The 23,531-nt window shown below is 42.0% G+C and carries 23 protein-coding genes and 2 pseudogenes; 17 read left to right on the top strand and 8 right to left on the bottom strand.

Translation table 11 applies throughout. The features are described 5' to 3' along the window. Positions 1–124: 124 nt before the first annotated feature. From AACU25_RS24640 to AACU25_RS24630, 4 genes and pseudogenes are all read left to right on the top strand, one after another. Entirely contained in the window at positions 125–541 is a 417-nt protein-coding gene (locus tag AACU25_RS24640) for an element excision factor XisH family protein (RefSeq protein WP_096580164.1), read from the top strand. Beyond that, positions 529–876: a XisI protein gene (locus AACU25_RS24635; RefSeq protein WP_096580162.1), complete on the top strand. Its 348-nt coding sequence runs from the start codon at positions 529–531 to the stop codon at positions 874–876. The genes AACU25_RS24640 and AACU25_RS24635 overlap by 13 nt, the downstream gene beginning before the upstream one ends. A gap of 58 nt (positions 877–934) precedes the next feature. Continuing rightward, positions 935–1,135 (top strand): hypothetical protein, encoded by a 201-nt coding sequence (locus AACU25_RS37005; RefSeq protein WP_422641126.1) that lies wholly within the window; start codon positions 935–937, stop codon positions 1,133–1,135. Further along, a pseudogene (locus tag AACU25_RS24630) lies at positions 1,047–1,307 on the top strand (hypothetical protein); the annotation flags it as partial. The gene AACU25_RS37005 and the pseudogene AACU25_RS24630, both read left to right, overlap by 89 nt. A gap of 179 nt (positions 1,308–1,486) precedes the next feature. Here the strand turns inward: AACU25_RS24630 and AACU25_RS24625 are convergent. Next, positions 1,487–2,065, bottom strand: a complete 579-nt coding sequence (locus AACU25_RS24625; protein WP_096583990.1) for a Uma2 family endonuclease — start codon at positions 2,063–2,065, stop codon at positions 1,487–1,489. Between the two features lie 263 nt (positions 2,066–2,328). Here AACU25_RS24625 and AACU25_RS24620 point away from each other — a divergent pair, with 263 nt between their 5' ends. Next, complete coding sequence (locus AACU25_RS24620) at positions 2,329–2,910, top strand: hypothetical protein (RefSeq protein ID WP_190445938.1); 582 nt, start codon at positions 2,329–2,331, stop codon at positions 2,908–2,910. Positions 2,911–2,940: 30 nt separating this feature from the next. Further along, positions 2,941–3,288 (top strand): hypothetical protein, encoded by a 348-nt coding sequence (locus AACU25_RS24615; RefSeq protein WP_096580158.1) that lies wholly within the window; start codon positions 2,941–2,943, stop codon positions 3,286–3,288. A 253-nt stretch (positions 3,289–3,541) separates the two neighbouring features. Here AACU25_RS24615 and xisF (AACU25_RS24610) read toward each other — a convergent pair whose 3' ends face one another. Beyond that, positions 3,542–5,086 (bottom strand): fdxN element excision recombinase XisF, encoded by a 1,545-nt coding sequence (gene xisF / locus AACU25_RS24610; RefSeq protein ID WP_096580156.1) that lies wholly within the window; start codon positions 5,084–5,086, stop codon positions 3,542–3,544. 282 nt (positions 5,087–5,368) lie between these two features. On the opposite strand from xisF (AACU25_RS24610), the gene nifS reads away from it, so the two are divergent. The 8 genes from nifS (at position 5,369) to AACU25_RS24570 (ending at position 15,138) form a co-directional block, all read left to right on the top strand. Further along, positions 5,369–6,577: a cysteine desulfurase NifS gene (nifS, locus tag AACU25_RS24605; protein ID WP_096580153.1), complete on the top strand. Its 1,209-nt coding sequence runs from the start codon at positions 5,369–5,371 to the stop codon at positions 6,575–6,577. A gap of 157 nt (positions 6,578–6,734) precedes the next feature. Further along, positions 6,735–7,652, top strand: coding sequence for a Fe-S cluster assembly protein NifU (gene nifU, locus AACU25_RS24600; RefSeq protein WP_096580151.1), 918 nt, complete (start codon positions 6,735–6,737; stop codon positions 7,650–7,652). Between the two features lie 190 nt (positions 7,653–7,842). Next, positions 7,843–8,199, top strand: coding sequence for a group I truncated hemoglobin (locus AACU25_RS24595; RefSeq protein WP_096580149.1), 357 nt, complete (start codon positions 7,843–7,845; stop codon positions 8,197–8,199). Between the two features lie 406 nt (positions 8,200–8,605). After that, positions 8,606–9,496: a nitrogenase iron protein gene (gene nifH, locus AACU25_RS24590; protein WP_096580147.1), complete on the top strand. Its 891-nt coding sequence runs from the start codon at positions 8,606–8,608 to the stop codon at positions 9,494–9,496. Positions 9,497–9,647: 151 nt separating this feature from the next. Beyond that, complete coding sequence (nifD, locus tag AACU25_RS24585) at positions 9,648–11,144, top strand: nitrogenase molybdenum-iron protein alpha chain (protein WP_096580145.1); 1,497 nt, start codon at positions 9,648–9,650, stop codon at positions 11,142–11,144. A 226-nt stretch (positions 11,145–11,370) separates the two neighbouring features. Beyond that, complete coding sequence (gene nifK / locus AACU25_RS24580; protein WP_096580143.1) at positions 11,371–12,675, top strand: nitrogenase molybdenum-iron protein subunit beta; 1,305 nt, start codon at positions 11,371–11,373, stop codon at positions 12,673–12,675. A 328-nt stretch (positions 12,676–13,003) separates the two neighbouring features. Next, positions 13,004–14,374 (top strand): cytochrome P450, encoded by a 1,371-nt coding sequence (locus AACU25_RS24575; protein WP_096583988.1) that lies wholly within the window; start codon positions 13,004–13,006, stop codon positions 14,372–14,374. A 101-nt stretch (positions 14,375–14,475) separates the two neighbouring features. Then, the gene (locus AACU25_RS24570; protein ID WP_096580141.1) at positions 14,476–15,138 is read left to right on the top strand and encodes a TMEM175 family protein; all 663 of its coding nucleotides are present in this window, start codon (positions 14,476–14,478) and stop codon (positions 15,136–15,138) included. 152 nt (positions 15,139–15,290) lie between these two features. Here the strand turns inward: AACU25_RS24570 and AACU25_RS24565 are convergent, their stop codons facing one another. Then, a complete protein-coding gene (locus tag AACU25_RS24565) occupies positions 15,291–15,962 on the bottom strand; it encodes a TetR/AcrR family transcriptional regulator (protein WP_096580140.1) in 672 nt (223 codons plus the stop codon). Positions 15,963–16,093: 131 nt separating this feature from the next. On the opposite strand from AACU25_RS24565, the gene AACU25_RS24560 reads away from it, so the two are divergent. Beyond that, on the top strand, positions 16,094–16,324 hold the full coding sequence (locus tag AACU25_RS24560) for a hypothetical protein (protein WP_096580138.1): 231 nt from the start codon (positions 16,094–16,096) through the stop codon (positions 16,322–16,324). A gap of 261 nt (positions 16,325–16,585) precedes the next feature. After that, on the top strand, positions 16,586–16,978 hold the full coding sequence (locus AACU25_RS24555; protein ID WP_096580136.1) for a hypothetical protein: 393 nt from the start codon (positions 16,586–16,588) through the stop codon (positions 16,976–16,978). A gap of 1,347 nt (positions 16,979–18,325) precedes the next feature. On the opposite strand, the gene xisF (AACU25_RS24550) is transcribed toward AACU25_RS24555, so the two are convergent. From xisF (AACU25_RS24550) to AACU25_RS24535, 4 genes and pseudogenes are all read right to left on the bottom strand, one after another. Continuing rightward, the gene (gene xisF / locus AACU25_RS24550) at positions 18,326–19,732 is read right to left on the bottom strand and encodes a fdxN element excision recombinase XisF (RefSeq protein WP_096580134.1); all 1,407 of its coding nucleotides are present in this window, start codon (positions 19,730–19,732) and stop codon (positions 18,326–18,328) included. A 53-nt stretch (positions 19,733–19,785) separates the two neighbouring features. Beyond that, positions 19,786–20,355: pseudogene (locus AACU25_RS24545) on the bottom strand (nitrogenase component 1); the annotation flags it as partial. 256 nt (positions 20,356–20,611) lie between these two features. After that, the gene (locus AACU25_RS24540; protein WP_096580132.1) at positions 20,612–20,944 is read right to left on the bottom strand and encodes a Mo-dependent nitrogenase C-terminal domain-containing protein; all 333 of its coding nucleotides are present in this window, start codon (positions 20,942–20,944) and stop codon (positions 20,612–20,614) included. Positions 20,945–21,037: 93 nt separating this feature from the next. Further along, positions 21,038–21,322: a nitrogenase component 1 gene (locus AACU25_RS24535; protein ID WP_321206850.1), complete on the bottom strand. Its 285-nt coding sequence runs from the start codon at positions 21,320–21,322 to the stop codon at positions 21,038–21,040. A gap of 26 nt (positions 21,323–21,348) precedes the next feature. Between AACU25_RS24535 and xisF (AACU25_RS24530) the strand changes: the two genes are divergently transcribed. Beyond that, entirely contained in the window at positions 21,349–22,899 is a 1,551-nt protein-coding gene (gene xisF / locus AACU25_RS24530) for a fdxN element excision recombinase XisF (protein ID WP_096580130.1), read from the top strand. On the opposite strand, the gene AACU25_RS24525 is transcribed toward xisF (AACU25_RS24530), so the two are convergent. Next, positions 22,896–23,036 carry a hypothetical protein gene (locus AACU25_RS24525; RefSeq protein WP_190445964.1) on the bottom strand — a complete coding sequence of 47 codons (141 nt, stop codon included), beginning with the start codon at positions 23,034–23,036 and terminating at the stop codon, positions 22,896–22,898. The genes xisF (AACU25_RS24530) and AACU25_RS24525 overlap by 4 nt on opposite strands. Positions 23,037–23,531 lie beyond the last annotated feature (495 nt).

Genomic DNA, 23,531 nt, shown 5'->3' with positions numbered 1-23,531 from the left:
TCTTTGATGTCAAAAACTCTATTCTGCTTCTGCGCTCAATGCAACCCCTTCATACAGTAGTGCGATCGCTATGACAGCTTGGTGTGATAGCTTTGAATTGCACTTTTAGATTGAATCTTCTGTTGTGGCTAAGGATCGTTTTCATCAAGTTGTTAAGACAGCACTTACTAAGGATGGGTGGAATATAACTCACGATCCGCTTCAGATGAAAGTAGGTGGTGTAGATATGGAAATTGACTTGGGAGCAGAACGATTACTGGCAGCAGAGCGAGGAGATGAGAAAATTGCGGTGGAAGTCAAAAGTTTTTTGGCTAGTGCTTCGGCAATTTCCGAGTTTCATACAGCACTAGGGCAGTTTATTAACTATCGGGCTGCATTGCGTCGTGAAGAACCCGCTCGCATTCTCTATCTAGCTGTACCCGATCTAATCTATAACAGTTTCTTTCAACTTGATTTTCCAGCATCAATGCTGCAAGAAAATTCCGTAAAAATAATTGTTTACGATATTGAATTGGAGCAAATTTCACTATGGAAGGAGTGACGGATAAATTAACCAACTATCAGCAAATAGTACAGCAATTGTTGATGGGTTACGCTCTAAGTAAGCCAGCTTACGGTGAGATTGAGGTTGAGACTATTTTTGATACGCAGCGAAATCACTATCAAATTGTGCATCTAGGCTGGCAGCATAAGCGCTGGGTGCATGATTGTGTAATACATCTTGATATTCGCAACTATAAAATCTGGATTTTTTACAATTCAACGGAGCATGATATCGCCGCAGATTTAGTCGATTTGGGCGTACCAAAACAAGATATTGTGCTAGGTTTTCATCCTCCTTTCATGCGGGAAATGAGTGACTATGCTGTGGGCTAAAAGCAGAAGGATGAAAGAGGCGATCGCGCTAGCTTGAAAACAGATTGGGAAAACTTTTATGCCTTATAGTAAATTTACTCTGAGTAAAGCCGTAGAAGATTTTCAACTGACGATTGTTGAAGGCGATCGCTTTCTACCAGAAATTTCCCCAGTCAATCCAAGTTCTTTGCTCGGTGGTTTTAGTGGAAGCAAAGAAAGAAGACCTCAAACCAGGACTGGGACAATGTTTAGCGGAGATGGTAGCTTCCCAACGCTTTAATCAACAGAAGCAGCAGCCAATTTCTACAATTTACGGAACGGTGACGAGTGGTACAGTTTGGCGCTTTCTCCAACTTGAAGGACAAACTGTAACCATTGACTTGAATGATTATCCACTACCACCAGTTGAGCAAATTTTGGGCAAACTTGTTTGGATGGTACAGAATGGCTGAGGATTGCGATAAGCGAAGCTTAAGCCTTATGGAGAGAGACGCTACGCGTAGCTTGCTTCCCCGTAGGGGTACGGCTATCACAATTGTTGGGGGAGGAAGTAGCGATCGCTCCCTCAACACTCCGAATATTATATATATATCATTTTATACATACTTTACCCATCACTTTGTCAAGTAATCTATTCTGCTTCTGCTCCTAATGCAACATCTTCATATAGTAGTGCGATCGCAATTTCAAATTCAATGCTGGATAGGGTAACTATATCTCCCTCAGTGTAGGGATAGTAAAGCCACATTCTTCCCTCTCCCCGACAGTAGCGTTCGACAGAGATTTTTTCGGAATCTATCAATAAATATTCTTGCAAAGAAGGCATTTGCAGGTAATTAGTGAATTTCTCTCCCCTATCTTTGCTACTTGTACCAGGAGAGAGAACTTCGGCAATGATTTTTGGGTTTTGAATAAATTTCCGAGCATTGAGGTCTTGAGGATCGCAACTGACAACAACATCAGGATAATAGTAAGCACTTGTAGGTGTAAGTTGCACTTTTACGTCAGACACATTCACTCGGCAACCTCTAGCACGTAAATGTGGGCGTAAAGCTGTGTATAAGTTAAGTGCAATGTCATTGTGGGGAATTGTACCACCTGTCATGGCAAACACTTCGCCGTTGACATATTCGTAGCGAAGGTCTTGCAGGGGTTCCCATGCAAGATATTCCTCAATGGTCATTTTTTGCGGTTGTTGAGAGGCTACCATAGCAAGATTTTTCCAGTTTGTTTTGATTTTAGCTTGGAGCATAGGGAGACAAGCGCAAACTGCTTTACCTTGGATGCTTTTGACGCTATGGATTTGGTGATTTACAGTGCGATCGCTTGGTGATTTACCGAAATTACCCGCTATATTGGTCGTTACAGATAATTTCGATGCATATTCATATTAAATTGTCAATGGCAGTATCCTATGCATTTTCGATATGCTGGATCTAGAAAAGCAATCAGCAAATTTGCTAGGAGGTATGTTTGACAAATATCTACTTTCCTTTATTTATATGGTTAAAACAGCAGCGTAGAGTCGTTGGTGGTATGCTACTGGCGATCGCCATTACAGGCTGTAATAACTCTGGCACATCACAAGTATCTTCTGTGAATAGCCCATCAGTTGCCAATATCTCAGACACATCTAGTCCAACTTCCTCACCAGTCTCACCCACACCAAACACTGCTGATAGCCAGATGGAGCAAGAAGCAGTTAAAGTCATTCGTGATTATTATAGTGCGATCGCTATTCGCGACTATAAACAAGCCTACTCAACTTGGTCAGGAGATGGCGCTGCTAGCCAACAATCATTTGAGCAGTTTCAGCAGGGTTTTGCTAACACCGCATCTGTTGCTGTAGAAGTTGGAGAACCAGGTAAATTAGAAGGGGCAGCAGGTTCACTGTACATTAATATTCCTGTTACTGTTACTGCCGTTACTGCTGATGGAACGCCGCAGCGATTTCGCGGTAGCTATGTGTTACGGCGAGTGAATAATGTTCCTGGCTCAACTCCAGAGCAGCGTCAATGGCACATATACTCAGCGAAGCTTACTAAAGCTAATTAGGGAACTCTTACCCAAAAGGTGAAATAAACTATGTTCAAACTCACACCGAAATTTTCTGCCGTACTGGTCACGATTACGGCGCTAGTACTGATATGTTTGCAGTTACTTGGGAACAACTCTGTTCTATCTGAACAGTCAGATGTAAAGTCTCTTGAGCAATCAACAGTTGTTGCAACTGCCGCCCTTCCCCCCAGCCTTGTACCTGCCGTACTAGGAGGTAAACAAGTTTATGTTCTGTATGTAACCCGATCGCAAGATACAGTTTTAGTGCGTTGTTACCCTGGTTATGAACCAACGATAACGGTTCGCGCTATGGGCAGTAATCCCAAAGCCCAGACACAGAAAGAAGGGGTGATGATTTGCCGTCCTTCAAGCTAGAAAATTAATTTTGAATTTTGTTAGCGCAGCGGTAGCGAGTCCTCTAGCGTCATTTTGAATTTTGAATTGGAGCGTTCGCGCAGCGTCTCCGTAGGAGAAGCGACTTGACCAAGTCTTGAACTAGTACAGCACGGCGTAAATAAATAGACCATACCCTACGGGAAGCCGCTCCGCGTCTACAAAATCCACAAAACGCTTACTCTGTCTTAATTTTGAATTTTGAATTTTGAATTTTGAATTCCGCCTTGCGGTACTAGTACTGATACTCAATGGCTGTGACAAAGTTACCATTTACGCAGATTTTTTTGACGCAACCATTGAGGATTGCTCTTTTATCTTGAGCATTCAGTCCTTGCCAGTAACTTTTATTAGCAAAAGCCCGGATAATGCGTTCTTTAGCAATCAAGGATTCTCTAGATGCGTTATTTCTTGCTCCGAGTGCGATCGCAATCTGTTCTTTGAGGTCATTTTTGATTTGTTCGATGGCTGAACTTGGTGGTAAGGTTTCCAGATTATTCAGCGATGCGCGGAGAGTTTTGACTTCTGGCGGTTCCTCTATAATAATTGGCTCATCTGTTTCTACCAAGTTGGCTAAACGTTCGGCTTCCTGTGCCAATAAATCTACAACTTGGATATCTAATATTTTTGATGAAATCATAGTTTTATTGCTACAGTTGCCAGCTTTATACAAACGGCACTGATAATAATAGATAGCTTGTCCTTGCTTATCTACTCGTTTTGCATGGCGCGTCATTGAACCTCCACAATGAGCGCATTTAATTAAATTAGAAAATGGGTTGATTTCGTTATCTTCTCTAGAAGCCCATCGGTTATGGCGATTACTGCGGATCATTTGTTTTATTTGTTCGTGTTCCGCGCAGGTAATGATAGTTTCATCGTCGTGGGTTCCCCATTTTACCTTCCACTCGTCAAAATGTTTGCGCTTACCTTTTGATTTTACATAAGTATCAAAAGGCAAGCCTCCTGCATAAACAGGGTTGACTAATAATGCTTTTAAACCAGGAATTGACCATCTCAATCCAGACCAAGGATAACGCAGAGGGTGGTTAGCTTTAGCTGGTGTAAAGACAATTGTATCTAAGTCGTCGTCACTAATAATTCGTGAAGATTTCTCTGGTTTATGCCAATCAAAAGCTTTTGTTTCTATGCCAAAATCTGAGTGCAATTTACGCACGGTAGCCGCAACGGAACCGCATTCAAAAAAAGTATTGAAAATATATTTAGCTACGTCAGATACAGTTAATTCTCTTCTTTCTGATAACAAGCAAACGCATGGAGAATTATCACGTACATATTTATCGTTGTGGATGCGGTATCCCAATGGTGCAACTCGATGACTTTTCCCTTGGGTTACGCGATGACGGCGTTCACTCTTTAACCTTTCCGTTACCATTCTCACCTCGAATTTGGCAGCAGCGAGCAACATATCAATAGTTAATTCTCCACCCAGACTGTCTGGATCAACTCCTTGATCTAAAGCGATGAGCTTAATTCCCTTGGAACGCAATACTTCTAACAATGAATAAAACAAACGTGATGATGAGCCTATCCGATCAATCCGGGTAAATTGCAGAGATACTACCTTACCCTTTGCAGATGTCTTCAAGTCATGAATTAATTGTTGTAGTCCTTCTCTGACTTCGGTTGTCCGTGACTGAATATCCCAGTATACTTTTGAACATCCAGCATTTTGCAAGCGTTCTATTTGTTTACGCAACGCACCTTTATCTGTTTGCTGCTCCTCACCGCTAACCCTTGCGTAACCCCAACTTTCCATAAAAGAGCATAGACACAACCTTTATTATATTTGATAGTGGATACTTTTATTCTCAGAAGTTCTCTGAGCAGTTGCAAAAACGTCAACCCCAGGTGAACTATGAGGGATAAAATATAAAGGATGAAGTATTAAATCTAGAACACCACGGGAAAATAAGGCAGAAGAGATAAAATTTTCATACTTGGTTGATCCTCAAACTGCCTGTGAAAGACTAGCTTGATACTTCACCTTTCTCCCTTCATCCTTCATCTTTGATAATTCATAATTCCTAAATTAAAGCCAATGCAAAGCAACTGCATTTATCTCGATAATAATGCCACCACAAAGGTAGATCCAGAAGTTGTAGAGCTGATTTTGCCCTACTTAACGGAATATTACGGCAATCCCTCGAGTATGCACACCTTTGGCGGACAACTTGCCAAAGTAGTAAAAACAGCAAGAGAACAACTTGCAGCCCTTTTGGGAGCAGATGAGTCCGAAATTGTCTACACTAGTTGCGGTACTGAAGGTGATAATGCAGCTATTCGCGCTGCACTGTTGGCACAACCAGACAAACGCCACATTATTACTACCCAAGTTGAACACCCAGCAGTACTCAATGTCTGCAAACAATTAGAAACCCAAGGTTACAGTGTTACCTATCTTTCGGTAAATCGTCAGGGACAATTGGATCTCAATGAGCTAGAAGCTTCCTTGACAGGTAACACAGCTTTGGTAACCACGATGTATGCCAATAACGAAACTGGCGTGGTTTTCCCCATCGAGCAAATTGGCTTACGTGCCAAAGAATATGGTGCTTTATTTCATGTCGATGCGGTGCAAGCAGTGGGTAAAATTCCCCTGAATATGAAGAATAGCACCGTAGATATGCTGACATTATCTGGTCATAAAATACATGCACCTAAAGGGATTGGTGCTTTGTATGTGCGGCGCGGCGTGAGATTCCGTCCCTTCTTAATTGGTGGACACCAAGAACGGGGACGGCGTGCCGGAACAGAGAACGTTCCAGGGATTGTTGCTCTCGGTAAAGCTGCCGAACTGGAAATGTTACATTTAGAAGAAGCGACTAAGAGAGAAAGAAGGCTGCGCGATCGCCTAGAACAAACCTTACTCGCCAAAATTCCTGACTGTGAAGTTAACGGCGATACAACGCAGAGATTGCCAAACACCACCAACATTGGCTTCAAATACATTGAAGGAGAAGCGATTCTGCTACTGCTTAACAAATACGGTATCTGTGCCTCATCCGGTTCAGCTTGTACATCTGGCTCTTTGGAACCTTCCCACGTCTTGCGGGCGATGGGCTTACCCTACACCACTTTGCATGGTTCCATCCGCTTTAGCCTTTGCCGCTACACCACAGAAGCCGAAATCGATCAAGTAATTGCGGTTATGCCAGAAATTGTCGAACGTTTGCGCGCCCTTTCACCCTTTAAAAATGATGAAGCGGGTTGGTTGCAAGCACAGGAACAAACACTGGCTCATCGTTAGGGATAAGGGACTATGGACTGGGGACTAGGGACTAGGGACTAGGAAGAATTTTCTTAATACCCAGTACCCAATCCCCGATACCCAGTACCCAATCCCTCCGATTACCCATTCCCCAATACCCAATACCCAATCCAAATTCGCAAATCTAAAATCGGCTATGTGGGACTACACAGATAAAGTATTAGAATTGTTTTACAATCCCAAAAATCAGGGAGTTATCGAAGAAGCTGAAGAAACTGGGGTGAAAGTGGCGACTGGGGAAGTAGGTAGCATTGCTTGCGGTGATGCTTTGAGACTACACCTAAAAGTTGAAGTCGCCAGCGATAAGATTCTTGATGCCCGCTTTCAAACTTTTGGTTGCACGAGTGCGATCGCCTCTTCCAGTGCTTTAACCGAAATGATTAAGGGCTTAACCTTAGATGAAGCCTTAAATGTCTCTAATAAAGATATTGCAGATTACTTGGGTGGATTGCCAGAGGCAAAGATGCATTGCTCTGTGATGGGGCAAGAAGCGCTAGAAGCTGCTATTTATAATTATCGCGGCATTGCGCGAGATGTTCATGATGACGATGATGAAGGAGCGCTAATTTGTAGCTGCTTTGGCATCAGCGAATCCAAGATTCGGCGCGTGATTCGGGAAAATAACCTCACTGATGCGGAACAAGTAACAAATTATGTAAAAGCTGGTGGCGGATGCGGTTCCTGTTTAGCGAATATTGATGATATTATTAAAGAAGTTCAGCAAGAAGCCGCTACACCTGCAATCAACAACTACGGCGTGAAAGTTGCAACCGATATTGCTACTGCTAAACAATCACAACTCGGACTCACAAATGTGCAGAAAATTGCACTGATTCAAAAAGTCTTAGACGAAGAAGTCAGACCAGTTCTGATTGCTGATGGCGGAGATGTTGAACTTTACGATGTAGATGGCGATCGCGTCAAGGTTCTGCTTCAAGGAGCTTGTGGTTCTTGTTCTAGCAGTACAGCAACTCTCAAGATTGCTATAGAAGCCAGATTGCAGGATCGTGTCAGCAAGAACCTGATAGTTGAAGCGGTCGAGCCATTGCTCTGAGACTTTACGCACTGCTCAAATACACCTATTGTGCATCAGCTAAGACACAGAAAGTAGGATTTGACCCAGACAATTCGCTTCGCATCAATGAATTCAGTCCTACCGACAACAGACAGCTAAAGCACATAGGCAAGTATACAACGCCTAATTGCGAATTCCATAATCCAACTCGCTTCAAAGGAATAAGGATATGAGCGCACTGTACGAAAAGATTGGTGGACAAGCAACTCTCGATAAAATAGTTGCAGATTTACACAAACGCATCCAAGCAGACAGCAGTGTAAATACATTCTTCGCTAAGACAGATATGGCGAAGCAACGTGGTCACTTTGTTGCTTTCGTAGCTCAGTTACTGGAAGGGCCAAAGCAATATGCAGGTCGTCCAATGGATAAAACCCACACAGGTATGAATATCCAGCCCCAACACTTCGATGTAGTCGCTAAACACCTCAGCGATGCAATGGCTGCAAACGGAGTATCTGCTGATGATATTAGCGCTGCAATGGCTCGTGTCTCCAATGTCAAAGCCGCTATTTTGAACAAGTAATTGGACTGCAAGATTGATTATTGACGAAGACATCAAATGAAGTATGAAGTGTTAAGTATGAAATTTTAACCTTTATCCTTTAACCTTCATCCTTCACAGTCCAGTCCTACCAGGTGTTTATCTCTGAATCACAAGTATTTGAAAAGTGCGTAATTACCTTTGTTAATAGTCATTTTTCATGGCTATTAACAAAGAATAAAAGAAAAAAAATTTAATTTGACCGAGGAACGATAAATGTCTTTACTACCGATAGTTTTTGCTGTGGAGCGATCGCCCCCGGCTGGTAATCAATACCAACGTCTCTGGCGACGTTCTACACAAACTCACTCTGAGCATCAACAGGTGTGAGACCCAACGCAAAAAAGCAAAAGACCCACCAACCAACCAATTGCAGGAAACACGAACCATGACTGACGAAAACATTAGACAGATAGCTTTCTACGGTAAAGGCGGTATCGGTAAATCTACCACCTCTCAAAACACCCTAGCAGCTATGGCAGAAATGGGTCAGCGCATCATGATTGTAGGTTGCGACCCTAAAGCTGACTCCACCCGTTTGATGCTCCATGCTAAAGCTCAAACCACAGTTCTTCACTTGGCTGCTGAACGCGGTGCAGTAGAAGACTTGGAACTCGAAGAAGTAATGCTGACCGGTTTCCGTGGCGTTAAGTGCGTAGAATCTGGTGGTCCAGAACCCGGTGTAGGTTGTGCCGGTCGTGGTATCATCACCGCTATTAACTTCTTGGAAGAAAACGGCGCTTACCAAGACCTAGACTTCGTATCTTACGACGTATTGGGTGACGTTGTGTGCGGTGGTTTCGCTATGCCTATTCGTGAAGGTAAAGCACAAGAAATCTACATCGTTACATCTGGTGAAATGATGGCGATGTACGCTGCTAACAACATCGCTCGTGGTATTTTGAAATATGCTCACTCCGGTGGTGTGCGCTTGGGTGGTTTGATTTGTAACAGCCGTAAGACAGACCGGGAACACGAACTCATCGAAACCTTGGCAAAACGGTTGAACACCCAAATGATTCACTTCGTACCTCGCGACAACATCGTTCAACACGCAGAATTGCGTCGGATGACTGTTAACGAGTACGCACCTGACAGCAACCAATCTCAAGAATACCGTGCATTAGCTAAGAAAATCATCAACAACACCAACCTCACCATTCCAACACCAATCGAAATGGATGAATTAGAAGCACTGTTGATCGAATACGGTATCCTCGACGACGATTCTAAGCACGCAGATATCATCGGTAAGCCTGCAGAAGCTTCCGCTAAGTAAGCAAAGTTTTAGGAAAAGGGAACATCTACATCAATTCCCTTTTACCTTTGATCTAATTTTTATCCCCCACGGGGACGCAGAGTCCCCAACCCCATAGGGGAAATCCCCTACCCTAAATATCCCGGTTCCTTAGGAGCAAGAGAGACTAGAAATGACTCCTCCAGAAAACAAGAATATCGTTGACGAAAGAAAAGAACTAATTAAAGAAGTTCTCCAAGCCTATCCCGAAAAAGCAGCGAAAAAACGGGAAAAGCACTTAAATGTATACGAAGAAGGTAAGTCTGACTGCGGCGTTAAGTCTAACATCAAATCTTTACCTGGTGTAATGACCGCTCGTGGTTGTGCTTATGCAGGTTCAAAAGGTGTGGTTTGGGGCCCTATTAAGGACATGATCCACATCAGCCACGGGCCTGTAGGTTGCGGTTACTGGTCTTGGTCTGGTCGTCGTAACTACTACATTGGTACAACTGGTGTTGATACCTTTGGTACCATGCACTTCACCTCCGACTTCCAAGAAAGAGACATCGTTTTTGGTGGTGACAAAAAACTCTTAAAGCTGATTCAAGAACTCGAAGTACTGTTCCCCCTCAGCCGTGGTGTTTCTATTCAATCTGAATGTCCCATCGGTTTGATTGGGGATGACATCGAAGCCGTAGCTAAGAAAGCAGCTAAAGAAATTAACAAGCCTGTTATTCCTGTACGTTGCGAAGGCTTCCGTGGTGTTTCTCAGTCCTTGGGTCACCACATTGCTAACGACCAAATCCGTGACTGGGTATTCCCCAGAGCCGACCAAGCCAAGAAAGACGGTACACTGCCTTTCGATTCTACTCCTTATGACGTAGCTATTATTGGTGACTACAACATCGGTGGTGATGCTTGGGCTAGCCGGATTCTGTTAGAAGAATTAGGCTTGCGTGTAGTTGCTCAGTGGTCTGGTGATGGCACCATCAACGAAATGATGCTGACACCAAACGTAAAAATTAACCTCATCCACTGCTATCGGTCGATGAACTACATCAGCCGTCACATGGAAGAGAAGTATGGTATTCCCTGGTTAGAATACAACTTCTTTGGGCCTACTAAGATTGCTGAATCCCTACGGGAAATCGCTTCTAAGTTTGACTCTAAGATCCAAGAAAACGCTGAGAAGATCATCGCTAAGTACCAGCCCACAATGGATGCGATTATTAAGAAATATCGCCCCCGTTTGGAAGGTAAGACCGTCGCTATGATGGTTGGTGGTCTACGTCCTCGCCACGTTGTACCCGCTTTCTATGACTTGGGTATGAAGATGATTGGTACTGGTTATGAGTTTGCTCATAACGACGACTACAAACGTACCACTCACTACATCGACAACGGCACCATCGTTTATGACGACGTGACCGCTTACGAATTTGAAGAGTTTGTTAAAGCACTCAAGCCAGATTTGATTGCTTCTGGTGTGAAAGAGAAGTACGTTTTCCAAAAGATGGGTCTTCCTTTCCGTCAAATGCACTCTTGGGATTACTCCGGCCCTTATCACGGTTATGACGGATTTGCTATCTTCGCCCGTGATATGGATTTGGCACTCAACAGCCCAACCTGGGGTCTAATCGGCGCTCCTTGGAGCAAAAAAGCTGGCGCTAAAGCTAAAGCTGCCGTTTAGAGAAATGGAATCGAGAGTTTAGAAGGGGCCTGGGGCTGAAAACCCCAGGGGGGATTTGGGAATCCAAGATTCAAAATTAAAAATTCAAAATTGTCAATTTTGGTTTTGCATTTTGAATTTTGAATAATATTCCCACTCCCACCCCTAACTCTCATTACCTACCCACGCTCGAAATCCTCATCTTTGACCAGTCAGTCACGAATTCAGTCAGCTTGGAGATCCAGAAATGCCTCAGAATCCAGATAACATTCAAGATCACGTTCAACTGTTCCACCAACCCGAGTACAAACAACTTTTTCAAAACAAGAAAGAGTTTGAAAACGGTCATGACCCCGCTGAAGTAGAACGGGTTGCAGAATGGACAAAAAGCTGGGATTATCGTGAAAAGAACTTCGCTCGTGAAGCGTTGACAGTTAACCCAGCTAAAGGTTGCCAACCTTTAGGCGCTATGTTTGCTGCTGCTGGCTTTGAAGGTACTCTACCTTTTGTTCAAGGTTCTCAAGGTTGCGTGGCTTACTTCCGTACCCACTTAACCCGTCACTACAAAGAACCATTCTCTGGTGTGTCTTCTTCTATGACTGAAGACGCAGCCGTGTTTGGTGGTCTGCAAAACATGATTGATGGCTTGGCAAACTCTTACACTCTTTACAAGCCCAAAATGATTGCAGTCTGCACCACCTGTATGGCTGAGGTTATCGGGGATGACTTACAAGCGTTTATTAACAACGCTAAGAGTGCTGGTTCAGTTCCTCAAGATTTCCCAGTTCCTTACGCTCATACTCCTAGCTTTGTGGGTTCCCACATCACTGGCTATGACAACATGATGAAAGGGATTCTGACTACCTTAACAGCAGGTAAGAAGAAATCCAGCAGCAACGGCAAAATCAACTTTATCGCTGGTTTTGACACCTATGTAGGCAATTACCGCGAAATCAAGCGTATCGCTTCTGTGATGGGCTTTGACTACACCCTGCTCTCAGATAGCAGCGACTATGTAGATTCACCCAATGATGGTGAATTTAATATGTACCCAGGTGGTACTAAGTTGGAAGATGCAGCAGATGCAATTAATGCTAAAGCTACAGTTGTTCTGCAAGCTCACTCTACTCCTAAGACTCGTGATTACATCACTAAAGAATGGAAGCAAGATGTAGTCGTTTCTCGTCCTTGGGGTATCAAGGGTACTGACGAGTTCCTGATGAAACTCAGCGAACTGACTGGTAAACCCATTCCTGAAGAACTAGAAATCGAACGCGGTCGTGCAGTTGACGCAATGACTGACTCCCATGCTTGGGTTCACGGTAAGCGCTTCGCTATCTACGGCGATCCCGATTTGGTTTACAGTGTTGTTAGCTTCATGCTGGAATTGGGTGCTGAACCTGTTCACATTTTGGTTCACAACTCCAATGATGTATTTGAAAAAGAACTGCAAGCATTGCTAGATTCTAGCCCATTCGGTAAGGAAGCTAAAATCTGGGCAGGTAAAGACTTGTGGCACTTACGTTCACTAATGCGTTTGCTATCAGGATAATTTTAGAGGTAGCGGCTCACTCATCTTTGTCACTGGGAAAATTGCAATTAGTTTCAGATTAACCGTTTCGTTTCTTGCTAGTAGTACAACACGGCATAAATAAAGCAACCATTCTCAATGCCTCAAAAGCTTATTAGACAAGCTTATTTATTTGCAAAGACGCTACGCTTTTCCCTAGGGGTACAGCCTTCTTGTACTAGTCGCTGTCGAAAAGTTGCTTCATAAACGAGGATTACTCACATTTTTGTTGACAAACATGAATGATACTCATATTATTTAAATATGAGCAAAGCTCATATAATCCAGCAACTTCATGGAGTCTCTGACAATGAGCAAGAATTTACTGACCCTACCCCATCCCAATCCTGTAAGCGCTTTGGAAGAATACAGCCGCGATCATCTTGGATTTATGCAACGCTGTACCCAAGAATATGAAGGTATCGTTCCTCTGAAATTTGACGATCAATGGTTCTGTCTGTTGACCAATCCCGAATATATTACTGAAGTGTTAAAAGACAGACTCTTGTTTGTCAAAACACCAGAACTGCAACTAATACATGAAGTTGTAGGTAATGGCTTGTTAGTCAGTGAAGGCGATTTTTGGTTGCGACAACGACGACTAGCCCAACCGATTTTCCATCAACAGCAGATTAACAGTTATGGTGCGGTGATGGTGGATTATGCCGAGCAAATGTTAAAAACTTGGCAAGATGGGGATGTGAAGGATATACAAGCAGCCATGATGCGCCTCACCCTCGACATCGTGATGAAAACCCTGTTTGATCAGAATTTACAGGATACAGCCGCAGATAGTGTTGGCAATGCGCTGGATGAAACAATGAACTGGTTTGAATATCAAACAGCCAAAGATGTCATGTCTGCACTGTCGGAAATTGGGGAAATAAAACAAAATACCCAAGAAATGAGTGCTAAGGAGATGGAACAACGTTATCAAAAAGCGATCGCCTTATTTGATGAAACCATTTATGGCATCATTCAACAGCGTCGCGCCAGTGGGACAACAGGCAAAGATTTATTGGGAATGCTGATGCAAGTCGAAGATGCGGATGATGGTAGCCGCATGACTGATAAACAATTGCGAGATGAAGCCGTAACATTAATTTTGGCAGGACACGAAACCACTGCTAACGCCCTTTCTTGGACATTCATGCAATTGGCGCAAAATCCCGATGTCCGCGAAAAACTCAGTGCAGAACTCAAAACAGTGTTGAACGGACGCGCACCAACTCTGGCTGATTTACCCCAGTTAACTTACACCAATTGGGTGATTAAAGAATCCATGCGCCTGTATCCTCCTGTTACCGAAATTTCACGGGAAGCAACCCAAGATTGTGAAATTGGTGGCTATTTTATTCCCAAAGGAACAAACTTAATTGTTAGTCAATGGGCTATGCACCGTGATGGGCGTTATTTTTCTGAACCAGAATTGTTTCAGCCAGAACGCTGGGCTAATGACCTAGAAAAACAATTACCTCGTGGCGTGTATTTCCCCTTCGGTGATGGGCCTCGTGTTTGTATTGGTAAGAGTTTTGCCCTGATGGAAGCTGTTTTATTACTAGCAACTATCGCCCAAAAATTCCAACTGGATCTCGTTAGCGATCAAAACATTGAACTTCAGATATCTATTACCCTCCGCGCTAGACATGGTATTCAATTTCTCTTAAAAGAATCTGCATAGAATTTACTTCAATTTATGAGAAGTTGGTTACGGTCAGATTCCCGACTTCTTCAATCAGTCGGGGATCTATTTTTCTCTAATGTTGTGAAGATGATGAAATTATGAAGGGATTAATAGAGCAAGATAAGATTATTCAAACTAATAACAATATTTCCGAAAGTATTTTATCTTTAGCACGTCTAAGTGATTCTATTTTTGCTTTTGCGATGGCTTTAATGGTGATTGCATTTGACTTGCCAGAAGATGCTAAAGCTATGACTGATGGTGATATCAATGCGTTTTTGTTTAGTCAGGTAAAACCTTTAGGAACTTATGTTATCACCTTTATTTTAGTCGCAACTTATTGGATTTCTCATTCCCGACAATTAAAGTATTTGCGGAGAACTAATGAAACCCATCTGTGGATTTCTGTAGGGTATTTAATGGTCTTGTTTTTAGTGCCTTTATCCAATGATTTAGTCATGACATTTCCTGATAATTTTCTGGTCAAAGTTTGGTTTAGTTTAAATATTGCTGTAATTGGGTTTGTTTCTTGGATAAGTTGGTCTTATGCGACAGGCGATCGCAAATTAGTAGATAGTGATTTGGATGAGGCGACAATCCGCTCAATGAAAACCAAAGCTTTAATTGAACCGATATGTGCATTGATTTCCATTGGCGTGGCATATCTTAATCAAGAGTTATGGGACTATTTTTGGGTTTTACTCTTCTTTGCCTATTCTCCCTTAGAAAAATACTTCAATAAATCGGCTGAATTAGTGTGATAAATCTGTCAGATTGAGGCAATCATCACCACATCAATAGACAATTCTCATCAAGATGGAATTACGCAAGTCAAGCATTAATTGAATTTTATTCTTCTGTAGGTAAATTATCGTTAAATTACTTGGGTGAATATCTTCAAAGATAAAACAAGTCAATTTTTTCTCTCCGAATTCTCATCTGGTAAGTTGCTAGATGAGAAGTGACTTTGCAGATAACTTAAGCTGAAACGCTTCATTTCTGCTACCAGTCGCTGCCTAAACTGTTGCTCTTGATTGAGGGAAAGCCACATTAAGGTACTGATTGTTTTTACCAACACAAAGGCGATCGCTTCATAGTCTGCTGTCTCTAACCCTGCTTCCCTCTGCGCGAGTAACGTGGCGAAATCTTTAATCAGTTCAGCATCAGCAGCATCTCCAACTGCTTGCACTTCAGGTATAGCACCCTGAACTTCCATGAAAATTGCAAAGTAGCCGGGATTTTCAGAGAAATGCTGCTCGGTGATATCAATCAACTGCTCAACCAGCACAGATAAAGGCAATTTTACCAGTTCAGAATTGTCGAGTATTGCTAATTTTTGATGCAGACTTTCCTCATACCGCAATGCCAAAGCCTGCATAATCGCTGTCTTGTCCGGAAAAAATTGGTAAAGTGACCCGATGGGTATCTGTGCGTGAGATGCGATCGCATTGGTTGTAGTTGCAGCATAGCCCTGAGAAATAAACAGTTCTTCTGCCACATCAATAATCCGGTTGACTCGTTCCTGACTGCGCGCTTGGCGGGGTTTGCGGCGCATTCCACCTGCGCTTGATGGGCTTTCTGTCATAGTTACCTCCCTGGCTTTGATAAATATATGAGTATTACTCACATTTGTCTTGACAAAATATGATTATTTATCATACTCTAAAAATGAGCTTTACTCATATTTTAGTTTAGATGATGATGGAGAATTTTTCAATGAGTCAGAATTTAATATCCCTATCTCGCCGCGATCAAGCGATCGCCCTCCTCGACGAAACAGTATATGCCATGATCGACCATCGTCGCTTAAGTGAAACAATCGCCAGCCATCTGGGATTGCAGATGCAGGGTGAGACGACAGAGGATGATAGACTGCACAATACAGTTCAGTTAAGGAAATTTATGTCTTCAGTAGGAAGAGGATGCAAGAGAAGACAAAAAGACTGATCTGCACCTTTGATGACATAAGCTCGTTGTTTTAAGTAGTTACACAAAATTCAGGGATGAAACCCTTATCCAGACTTGAAAATCATGTGTAAATAATTCTGTGCGATTACTTATTACCCCTCTACCCTCTGTAATTCATGTCTGAATTTTACTCAGCGTATCCCTAAAAAAGTTGTACCCAATTAAAATAGAAAGTAAAAGGTAAATATTTAACTTTAACCTAGTGACAAAAACAAAAAACTACCTTTTTGAGAAAACTGTATGAAGCATTCATTTTTAGTTAAATCAGGGCTATTATTTCTTGTCTTAGCAACAGAATTCATCATTTCTTCTGCTGTAAGAGCCGATATAGGTGAAACGATACTTCCAAAACAACCACAGCTAGAACAAGAAAGCCAAAACTTGGCAAAACAATCATCTTCTCAAAAACTATGGCAAAACTTTAGACAGAAGCAAGATGAACAAATGCTCCGACAGCAACAACGATTTGAACAATTTAGATTGCAAAATCAACTAAATCCACAACAACCATATGGACAACTTAGACTCCAAAATCAATTAAGACAGCAACCATTTGAACAATTCCAACTAAATCAACAAAGACAGCAGATGGAAACATTGAAACTCCAACAGCAACTTAGACAACAGCAGTAATGTGTTGCAAAACTGGTGATATCAATTCAGTAGAGTGCGTTAACCTATGGCTTAACGCACTCTACAATTTTAGGATTGGATGATGATTGAAAATTGTTTTTGTGTAAACCTTAGCTCATTTAGACTGTTCTATATTTGCTTAAGCTTCTAGTTAATTATACTGAGTTTTTTGATGAAATACAGAAGAGTGGGGGCACTACTACTCGGTTAAGCATTTTGAACTCAAAATTGGTTTTGGGGAAAAGGTTAAAGGTGAAGGGTTAAAGGTTTTTTCTTTCCCTTTTACCATTCCCCTTTTTCCCCTTAACCGACAAGTATTGCGAGTGGGGTGTGTTTTCAAAGCTAAAAAAAATATTAAACAGCTACCTAAGCAAAATTAGGTAAAAGTTGGGTAGATCTCCCCTAGCTTTCAGCAAAGAATTAAGCGAAGATAGTTACATAGATAAAAGCGCTGGCAAAGATTTATAGCTGGCATTTAATAAATGGTTTATATAGCGAAGCCCTGAATTTATTTCGGGGCTTTGTTAGTTTTAAATATATAAGCAAGATAGAGATTTATCTAAATAAATGCCTGACTATTTCAGCCTGAAAATGCAAGTTATTCTAAGTGGAAAATTAGCTATTAATTGAGAAAATTTTACTATTAAATACTGGTATTTTTTTAAATCAAACTATAGGAATCTGATTTGATTTCTGAAAAAATATCAATAATATAGCCCAATACGCTTGGGTTAAGCTCATTAGTGATTGATTTGTCACTTATTAAAAAAGCCAGCAGACTTGGGGGATTCTCCCCCAAACCCCCGATTGGGTGACGGTTGCGTCCCCCAAACCCCCTCCAAAATTATTTTCTATTTTTTGTTGAGTAACTAGTTTTTTGGTTTTGTGTTTAATATAGCCGTAACGCACGAGAAGCTTTTTTCAGTGGGGAAGCTGCTAAAAGAACTAGTACAGCACGGCGTAAATAAACAGACCATTCAAAATCAACAAAACCCTTATCCTATCTTAATTTTGAATTTTGCGAAAAGTTGCGTGCGGGGGTTCCCCCCGTTGAGCAAACTTTTTAAGACGAATTTTGAATTTTGAATTCTGCCTTGCGGTACTAGTGTGAAAATTTTAGCTGCAAGCGTCTCTGTGCTTGAACTTAGCGTTGTGCAAGTCGTTCACTGCTAACAGAAAAATTCTACCCAAGAAATAACCTAAAAACATCGCTACAGAATGTTTTATGAGTTCAACACATTCTCAAAAAGTGCTAAAAATGCTCAATGACAAGTTACTCGCAGCTTATGAAAGATACTACGGGGACTTGGAGGTTGGGAATATGTCTCCAGAAGAGTTCATTAAAACCTATGGGCGCATTGAGGATAGGGTTAATGGCAATTTAAAGGTAGGAGTGATAGTTCCTGACGAATCTACCTCAACTTTCTCTACGAACTCAGCCAAAGCCGATCGCAATTCTGAATCATGCAGCGATTCCCAGAATGTAGCTTGAGAAGCGATCGCTATTTTTCTTTTGGCATTTTCAAAAGCATCCCTATCAACAATTCTCGTGGGTGTTGATAGGGTGTTAATTGTCGCCTCAATTTTGGCGATCGCTTCCATGATATCGGGGTTGGAGCTGCGAAGTCCCCGCAGTACGGATAATTCATTGGTGAATTTGTCGATGTCTTTGGTATTCGTCACCTGCATTGTGGTTGACTGCATTTCTAGGTGTTCGATTAAATGGGGTGCATTTTCACATAAAGCTGCGATCGTCTGGGCGATGATTTCCCGCAGTCGGGTACATTTAGAATTTTCGCAGTGATATTTTCCCGGTTTATTGTAATTAACGCAGCGGATGTACTCAACTTTGGTTTTGTGGCGGGAAAGGTTACGATACATACTGCCGCCACAATGAGCGCATTTAATTAAACCTGCGAGTGGATAATCGCCACGGGTGGATGTTGCAGAACTGCGATACTTCTTATTTTCTGACAGCTTGCGTTGGATAGCTTCTACTGTGGCGGCGGTAATTAAGGCTTCGTGGGTATTGAAATTAATAATTGGTTCCCGATTAATGCCTTTCTTTTTGCGGAAAAAATAAGCTGTATGCCCTTGCAGTGCGGGATTTTTCACCCAATCTCGCAAGCCAGCGACACTAAAAACTATTTCATATTCGGTGTAAATATAATCGCACACATCCTTAAGCGATCGCATCGAGAGGGTTAAGTCGATAATTATCTTGGCTAACTCAAAGTAAGTCTTTCCTGACTTGGCGTGAATATTATGGTTAGGGGTTAACCGCTGATTTTCGTCTTTCGTATATCCGAAGGGAGGAACGCAATATTTTAACTGCTGGCGAAAATAATTATTTCCGTGGCGAATTCGTTGGGATAACAGCCTGGATTCAAATTCTGCCAACCCCGACATTTGATTAATACTAAACCAGCCAAAGGGGGAATTGGGGTCAACGGGTGCATCCAATATCCGCAGATTGACATTATGCCTCACAAAAACATCGATCGCTTTATGGATAGTAATCACACTTCTACCCAAGCGATCGACGCGAGTGATGATAATTTCATCAACTTGGTTTTGTTGTACCAACTTCAGCAACTCGTTATACTGTTTTCTCTCATCGTTGCGTCCTGACTCGATATCTATTAAAACTTCCGTTGCACCCGCAGCTTTTAATCTGGCTACTTGCTGATTTAGCGCGTCAAATTCCTCAGCTTGTTCTTGTGTACTCACGCGGGCGTAACCGTAAACTTTCATGGGAATCCATTCAAATCAGTCGGAAAATCATATCATCAGCGGTGTTGTTGAAAGTGTTCAGGTTCTGCTGTACCAACTACATATTCCAGCAAAGCTTCACCGCCAAAGCGATTACCCAGGTTTTTGCTGCCAATAAATCCCGGCGCAATTACCGGGATCACAGGAGTTCCTAATTTTTCTGCCGCAGTTTTGCAAACAGCATCTATATCATCACCAATCAAAGCCGTCACACAGGTGGCGTAAACAAACACGGCTGCTGGGTTATAGCGCTTATGTATTTCTACAATAGCTTTGTAGAGCTTTTTCTCACCACCAAAGATGACATCATTTTCGCTTAAGTCTGTGGTAAAGCCCGTTTTGTAAAGCATGGGGCCAGAAGAGAGACTACCACGACTACCCCAGGAGTTACCAGCACAGGCGATCGGCCCGTGGACTAAATGAGCAGCATCAGTAATTGGTACTAGAGCAATCATTGCGCCATCAAAAGCACAACCCCCTTGAGCTGCGCCTGGTTGTGCTTGTTGGGCACAAGATTTATTTTTCTTTTCGCTCTGCTTGTGCTGATTATGCTCGCATCCTGGCTCACTAAGCAGCTCGTTAATTTTGCCTTGGGTGATTTTCATCTCTCTTCTCTTGCTGGATGGCAGTATACCAATTCAAAATTCAAAATTCAAAATTCAAAATTAAGAAAACCTGAGTTGTCTAGATTTATGAGTTTAGAATTATTGCTGAATTTTACAGAATTGGTGTTAAGTGTTCTCTTTCCTTTGTCATTTGTCATTTAAATAAATTAAGAACTAATGACTAATGACCAATGACCAATGACTAATAAGTGATGACTAATGGTAATAGGTAATGGGTATTGATTAATGTCTAGGTCTAACAAATGTATTTCGTTACATCCTCACCACATTCATCGGCAAGAAAAGATAAAGCCCGGAAGCGCAAACTAACGACTTCGTCATACAAAGGATTAAATTTGCACAGTGCTGGAACATGATAAGTCCGCCCAAATAAATTGATATCGCGCTCAAAAGGGCAACAGCAAGGTATTACACTACAGAGTAGATGGGCAAAACGAGCATTTTTTACCGGAATACCATCTACCAGACGGCGCAAAGGTTGGAGAATATCAAAAGAACCAGAGCGTTTATAGTTTGGTGGATGGTAATTAGGATGAGGATGAGAGTGACCCTGACTAATACTTGCCATAATCAATACCTCAGGTACAAGGAAAAAGTAAAAAGTAAAAAGAAATATCTTTTACTTTTTACTTTTTAAATATGCCGCGAGTGACTTTAATTTCTATCGAACTAAGTCGTAAGAAATGTCAGTCTTGGAAGGAATATTGGTGCGTTGATCGATGTCCTCGAAGATTGTATTAACAACCCAGTTGAGGAGGTTGATTACACCTTGGTAACCGATGGTGCTGTAGCGGTGCAGGTGGTGACGATCCATGATGGGATAGCCAATTCTTACTAAGGGTACCTTGCAATCGCGCCACAGGTATTTACCGTAGGAGTTACCGATTAATAGGTCAACTGGCTCGGTGAACAACAGTGAACTAATGCGTTTGCTATCAGATAAAATGAACTAACGCTGCTATGGTTTGATATATGGACGTTTGGGGTTATGCGCGGGTTTCCACAGATGAGCAAGCTGAAGATCAAGGCTCGTTAATTAAACAGATGCGTCGGTTGCGTGATGCTGGCGCAACGCACATATATTACGACGTAGAAAGCCGTACCAGCGATCAAAGGAAGGGGCTGTTACAGTTAATTGAAGATATCAACACATCTGCGCCAGGAAAAGTATCGAAGCTGTTATTTATCCGGATTGACCGCTTAACATCTTCATCAATGACCTTTTATCGGTTGATGGATGCGTTAAAAAAGAAAGGTATACAGCCTTATGCGTTAGATGAGCCGTTTGACTTATCGAGTATTGGTGGCGAATTAACTATTGATGTGAGACTAGCAGCATCTAAGTATGAGGTGAAAATGCTCGCAATGCGAGTTAAAAAAGAGCGTGACACCCGCAAAGCCAACAAAAAGCCTCACTGGAACGCACCTTTGGGCTATATCGTTGAGGATGAAAAATATCAACGAGATGAAAGACTCTGCGTATGTTTAATTGCAGATAAGAGAGAGTTGACGCGATCGCAACTGATGCGATTTGTCTTTGATACATTCTTAAGAGTAGGTACAGTCTCTCAAACAGTTAAAGTACTGCATGATACTTTTGGTATCCAAGCCAACGCCGTCCCCAAAGCCACCGATACGAGGATTAACCTTTTAGAAGAGGAAGAAGAAATTGTACTTGAGAATATCAATAAATCCCGTGGAGGTGCGTTAAATCTGCGTTATCCCCACACGGGGTTGAAATGGTCGGTTTCCGGATTGCGATCGATACTTGTGAATCCTATCTATGCAGGGGGGACACTATATAACACATTAGTTCGTCCTAAAGGACATCGCAAACCCTTTGATGAATGGGAAGTAACCTGGGGAACCCACGAAGACGAAGCGATTATCAGCCGTGAAGAACACGAACGCATCAAAGCCATGATTCGGGAGAATCGAAATAACCGCTGGGCTACCGAGCAAAAATATGTCAACCCCTTCGCCAACTTAGTGAAATGCGCTCATTGTGGTGCAGCTTATAGTCGCCAGTGCAAGAAATTAGTGAAACGCAAAGGTTTTGTGCGTCATCACTATCAATGCAGCTTTTATCGGACTGGCGCTTGTCAAAACGGCCGGATGATTGCTTCTGATGAATTAGAAAAACAGGTAATTAATCATCTAATTCTTGAAGCCGAAAAGTTAGCTGGACTAATAGAACAAAAAGTTGATTCTCCAGAGGAATCACCCGAAATCAAAACATTGCGCGCATCATTAAATACCCTAGAAGCGTTACCATCAAATCCAGCAATTGCCAAAGCTAAAGATGATATCAGGATGCAAATCGCCAATGCGATCGCTACTACAAACAATGCATCTAAACAATATCTGATAGCTAAAGAAAGAATTGTAATGGCATTTTCTAACCCAAGATACTGGGAAGGATTACAACCAGAAGACAAACAAGCTTTACTTAAAGGGAGTATCAAAAAAATACTGGTAGATGGCAACCTGGTGACAGGAGTTGAACTACTATATTTACACTAAGCAACTTTTTTAGATTTACGCTTCTTAGTGCTTTTTTCCTGGGGCTGCATCTGAGCTTTTTGCAATTCTAGCTCCCGTTGCTCAAATTCAACCACAGTACGTGCTATCAATTCGGCTAAGGTTTCACATCGTTTCATTTGTAGCGGCTCCATCATTACTCTAAAAATAGCTAGTAAACTCAAAATTTCTGTTAACTGTAAGCTTTTTTTAGGTAGTAAAGATGAACGGCTGATTTTACAGAAAGCCGATAAAGGATAAAGGTATACCCAATCCTTCCAAAAATCAAAATTTTAATTCTAAAAAATCTAGGATGCGTGAGGACAAAGCCAACACATCCTACTCAAGTGCTACGCAGATACCCGACTTTTTCAAAAAGTCGGGTATCTAAATCTTGCGTAAGTGTTATTCTAAGCTAGAAATATTAGCAAAATATCAAACATTTGTAGGGGCGCAAAGCTTTGCGCCCCTACTCATGTAATTGTCGCATTTTTGTTTCAAACTGGTATTAATTATTAGGCTGAAATTAACCAGTACTCTTTAACAAAGTTTAGAGTTTTAGCTGGTTCATCTGTAATTTAGCCCTGCATGGAAAGTCAGATATTATCTCAGACTGATGCTAATATCACTAGCCA

Source organism: Tolypothrix tenuis PCC 7101 (genome assembly GCF_963874875.1).
In the GTDB taxonomy this organism is placed as follows: domain Bacteria; phylum Cyanobacteriota; class Cyanobacteriia; order Cyanobacteriales; family Nostocaceae; genus Aulosira; species Aulosira tenue.
This window is presented reverse-complemented; position numbering and strand designations above follow the sequence as displayed.

Excerpts from the sequence above, each read along its gene's own strand:
- AACU25_RS24560 (WP_096580138.1), top strand. The coding sequence starts at position 16,094 with ATGAGTCAGAATTTAATATCCCTATCTCGCCGCGATCAAGCGATCGCC.
- xisF (WP_096580156.1), bottom strand. The coding sequence starts at position 5,086 with ATGGAAAGTTGGGGTTACGCAAGGGTTAGCGGTGAGGAGCAGCAAACA.
- AACU25_RS24615 (WP_096580158.1), top strand. The coding sequence starts at position 2,941 with ATGTTCAAACTCACACCGAAATTTTCTGCCGTACTGGTCACGATTACG.
- AACU25_RS24595 (WP_096580149.1), top strand. The coding sequence starts at position 7,843 with ATGAGCGCACTGTACGAAAAGATTGGTGGACAAGCAACTCTCGATAAA.
- nifD (WP_096580145.1), top strand. The coding sequence starts at position 9,648 with ATGACTCCTCCAGAAAACAAGAATATCGTTGACGAAAGAAAAGAACTA.
- AACU25_RS24575 (WP_096583988.1), top strand. The coding sequence starts at position 13,004 with ATGAGCAAGAATTTACTGACCCTACCCCATCCCAATCCTGTAAGCGCT.
- AACU25_RS24625 (WP_096583990.1), bottom strand. The coding sequence starts at position 2,065 with ATGGTAGCCTCTCAACAACCGCAAAAAATGACCATTGAGGAATATCTT.
- xisF (WP_096580134.1), bottom strand. The coding sequence starts at position 19,732 with ATGAAAGTTTACGGTTACGCCCGCGTGAGTACACAAGAACAAGCTGAG.
- AACU25_RS24570 (WP_096580141.1), top strand. The coding sequence starts at position 14,476 with ATGAAGGGATTAATAGAGCAAGATAAGATTATTCAAACTAATAACAAT.
- AACU25_RS24540 (WP_096580132.1), bottom strand. The coding sequence starts at position 20,944 with ATGGCAAGTATTAGTCAGGGTCACTCTCATCCTCATCCTAATTACCAT.
- AACU25_RS37005 (WP_422641126.1), top strand. The coding sequence starts at position 935 with ATGCCTTATAGTAAATTTACTCTGAGTAAAGCCGTAGAAGATTTTCAA.
- xisF (WP_096580130.1), top strand. The coding sequence starts at position 21,349 with ATGGACGTTTGGGGTTATGCGCGGGTTTCCACAGATGAGCAAGCTGAA.
- nifU (WP_096580151.1), top strand. The coding sequence starts at position 6,735 with ATGTGGGACTACACAGATAAAGTATTAGAATTGTTTTACAATCCCAAA.
- AACU25_RS24635 (WP_096580162.1), top strand. The coding sequence starts at position 529 with ATGGAAGGAGTGACGGATAAATTAACCAACTATCAGCAAATAGTACAG.
- AACU25_RS24555 (WP_096580136.1), top strand. The coding sequence starts at position 16,586 with ATGAAGCATTCATTTTTAGTTAAATCAGGGCTATTATTTCTTGTCTTA.
- nifS (WP_096580153.1), top strand. The coding sequence starts at position 5,369 with ATGCAAAGCAACTGCATTTATCTCGATAATAATGCCACCACAAAGGTA.
- nifK (WP_096580143.1), top strand. The coding sequence starts at position 11,371 with ATGCCTCAGAATCCAGATAACATTCAAGATCACGTTCAACTGTTCCAC.
- AACU25_RS24565 (WP_096580140.1), bottom strand. The coding sequence starts at position 15,962 with ATGACAGAAAGCCCATCAAGCGCAGGTGGAATGCGCCGCAAACCCCGC.
- nifH (WP_096580147.1), top strand. The coding sequence starts at position 8,606 with ATGACTGACGAAAACATTAGACAGATAGCTTTCTACGGTAAAGGCGGT.
- AACU25_RS24525 (WP_190445964.1), bottom strand. The coding sequence starts at position 23,036 with ATGAAACGATGTGAAACCTTAGCCGAATTGATAGCACGTACTGTGGTT.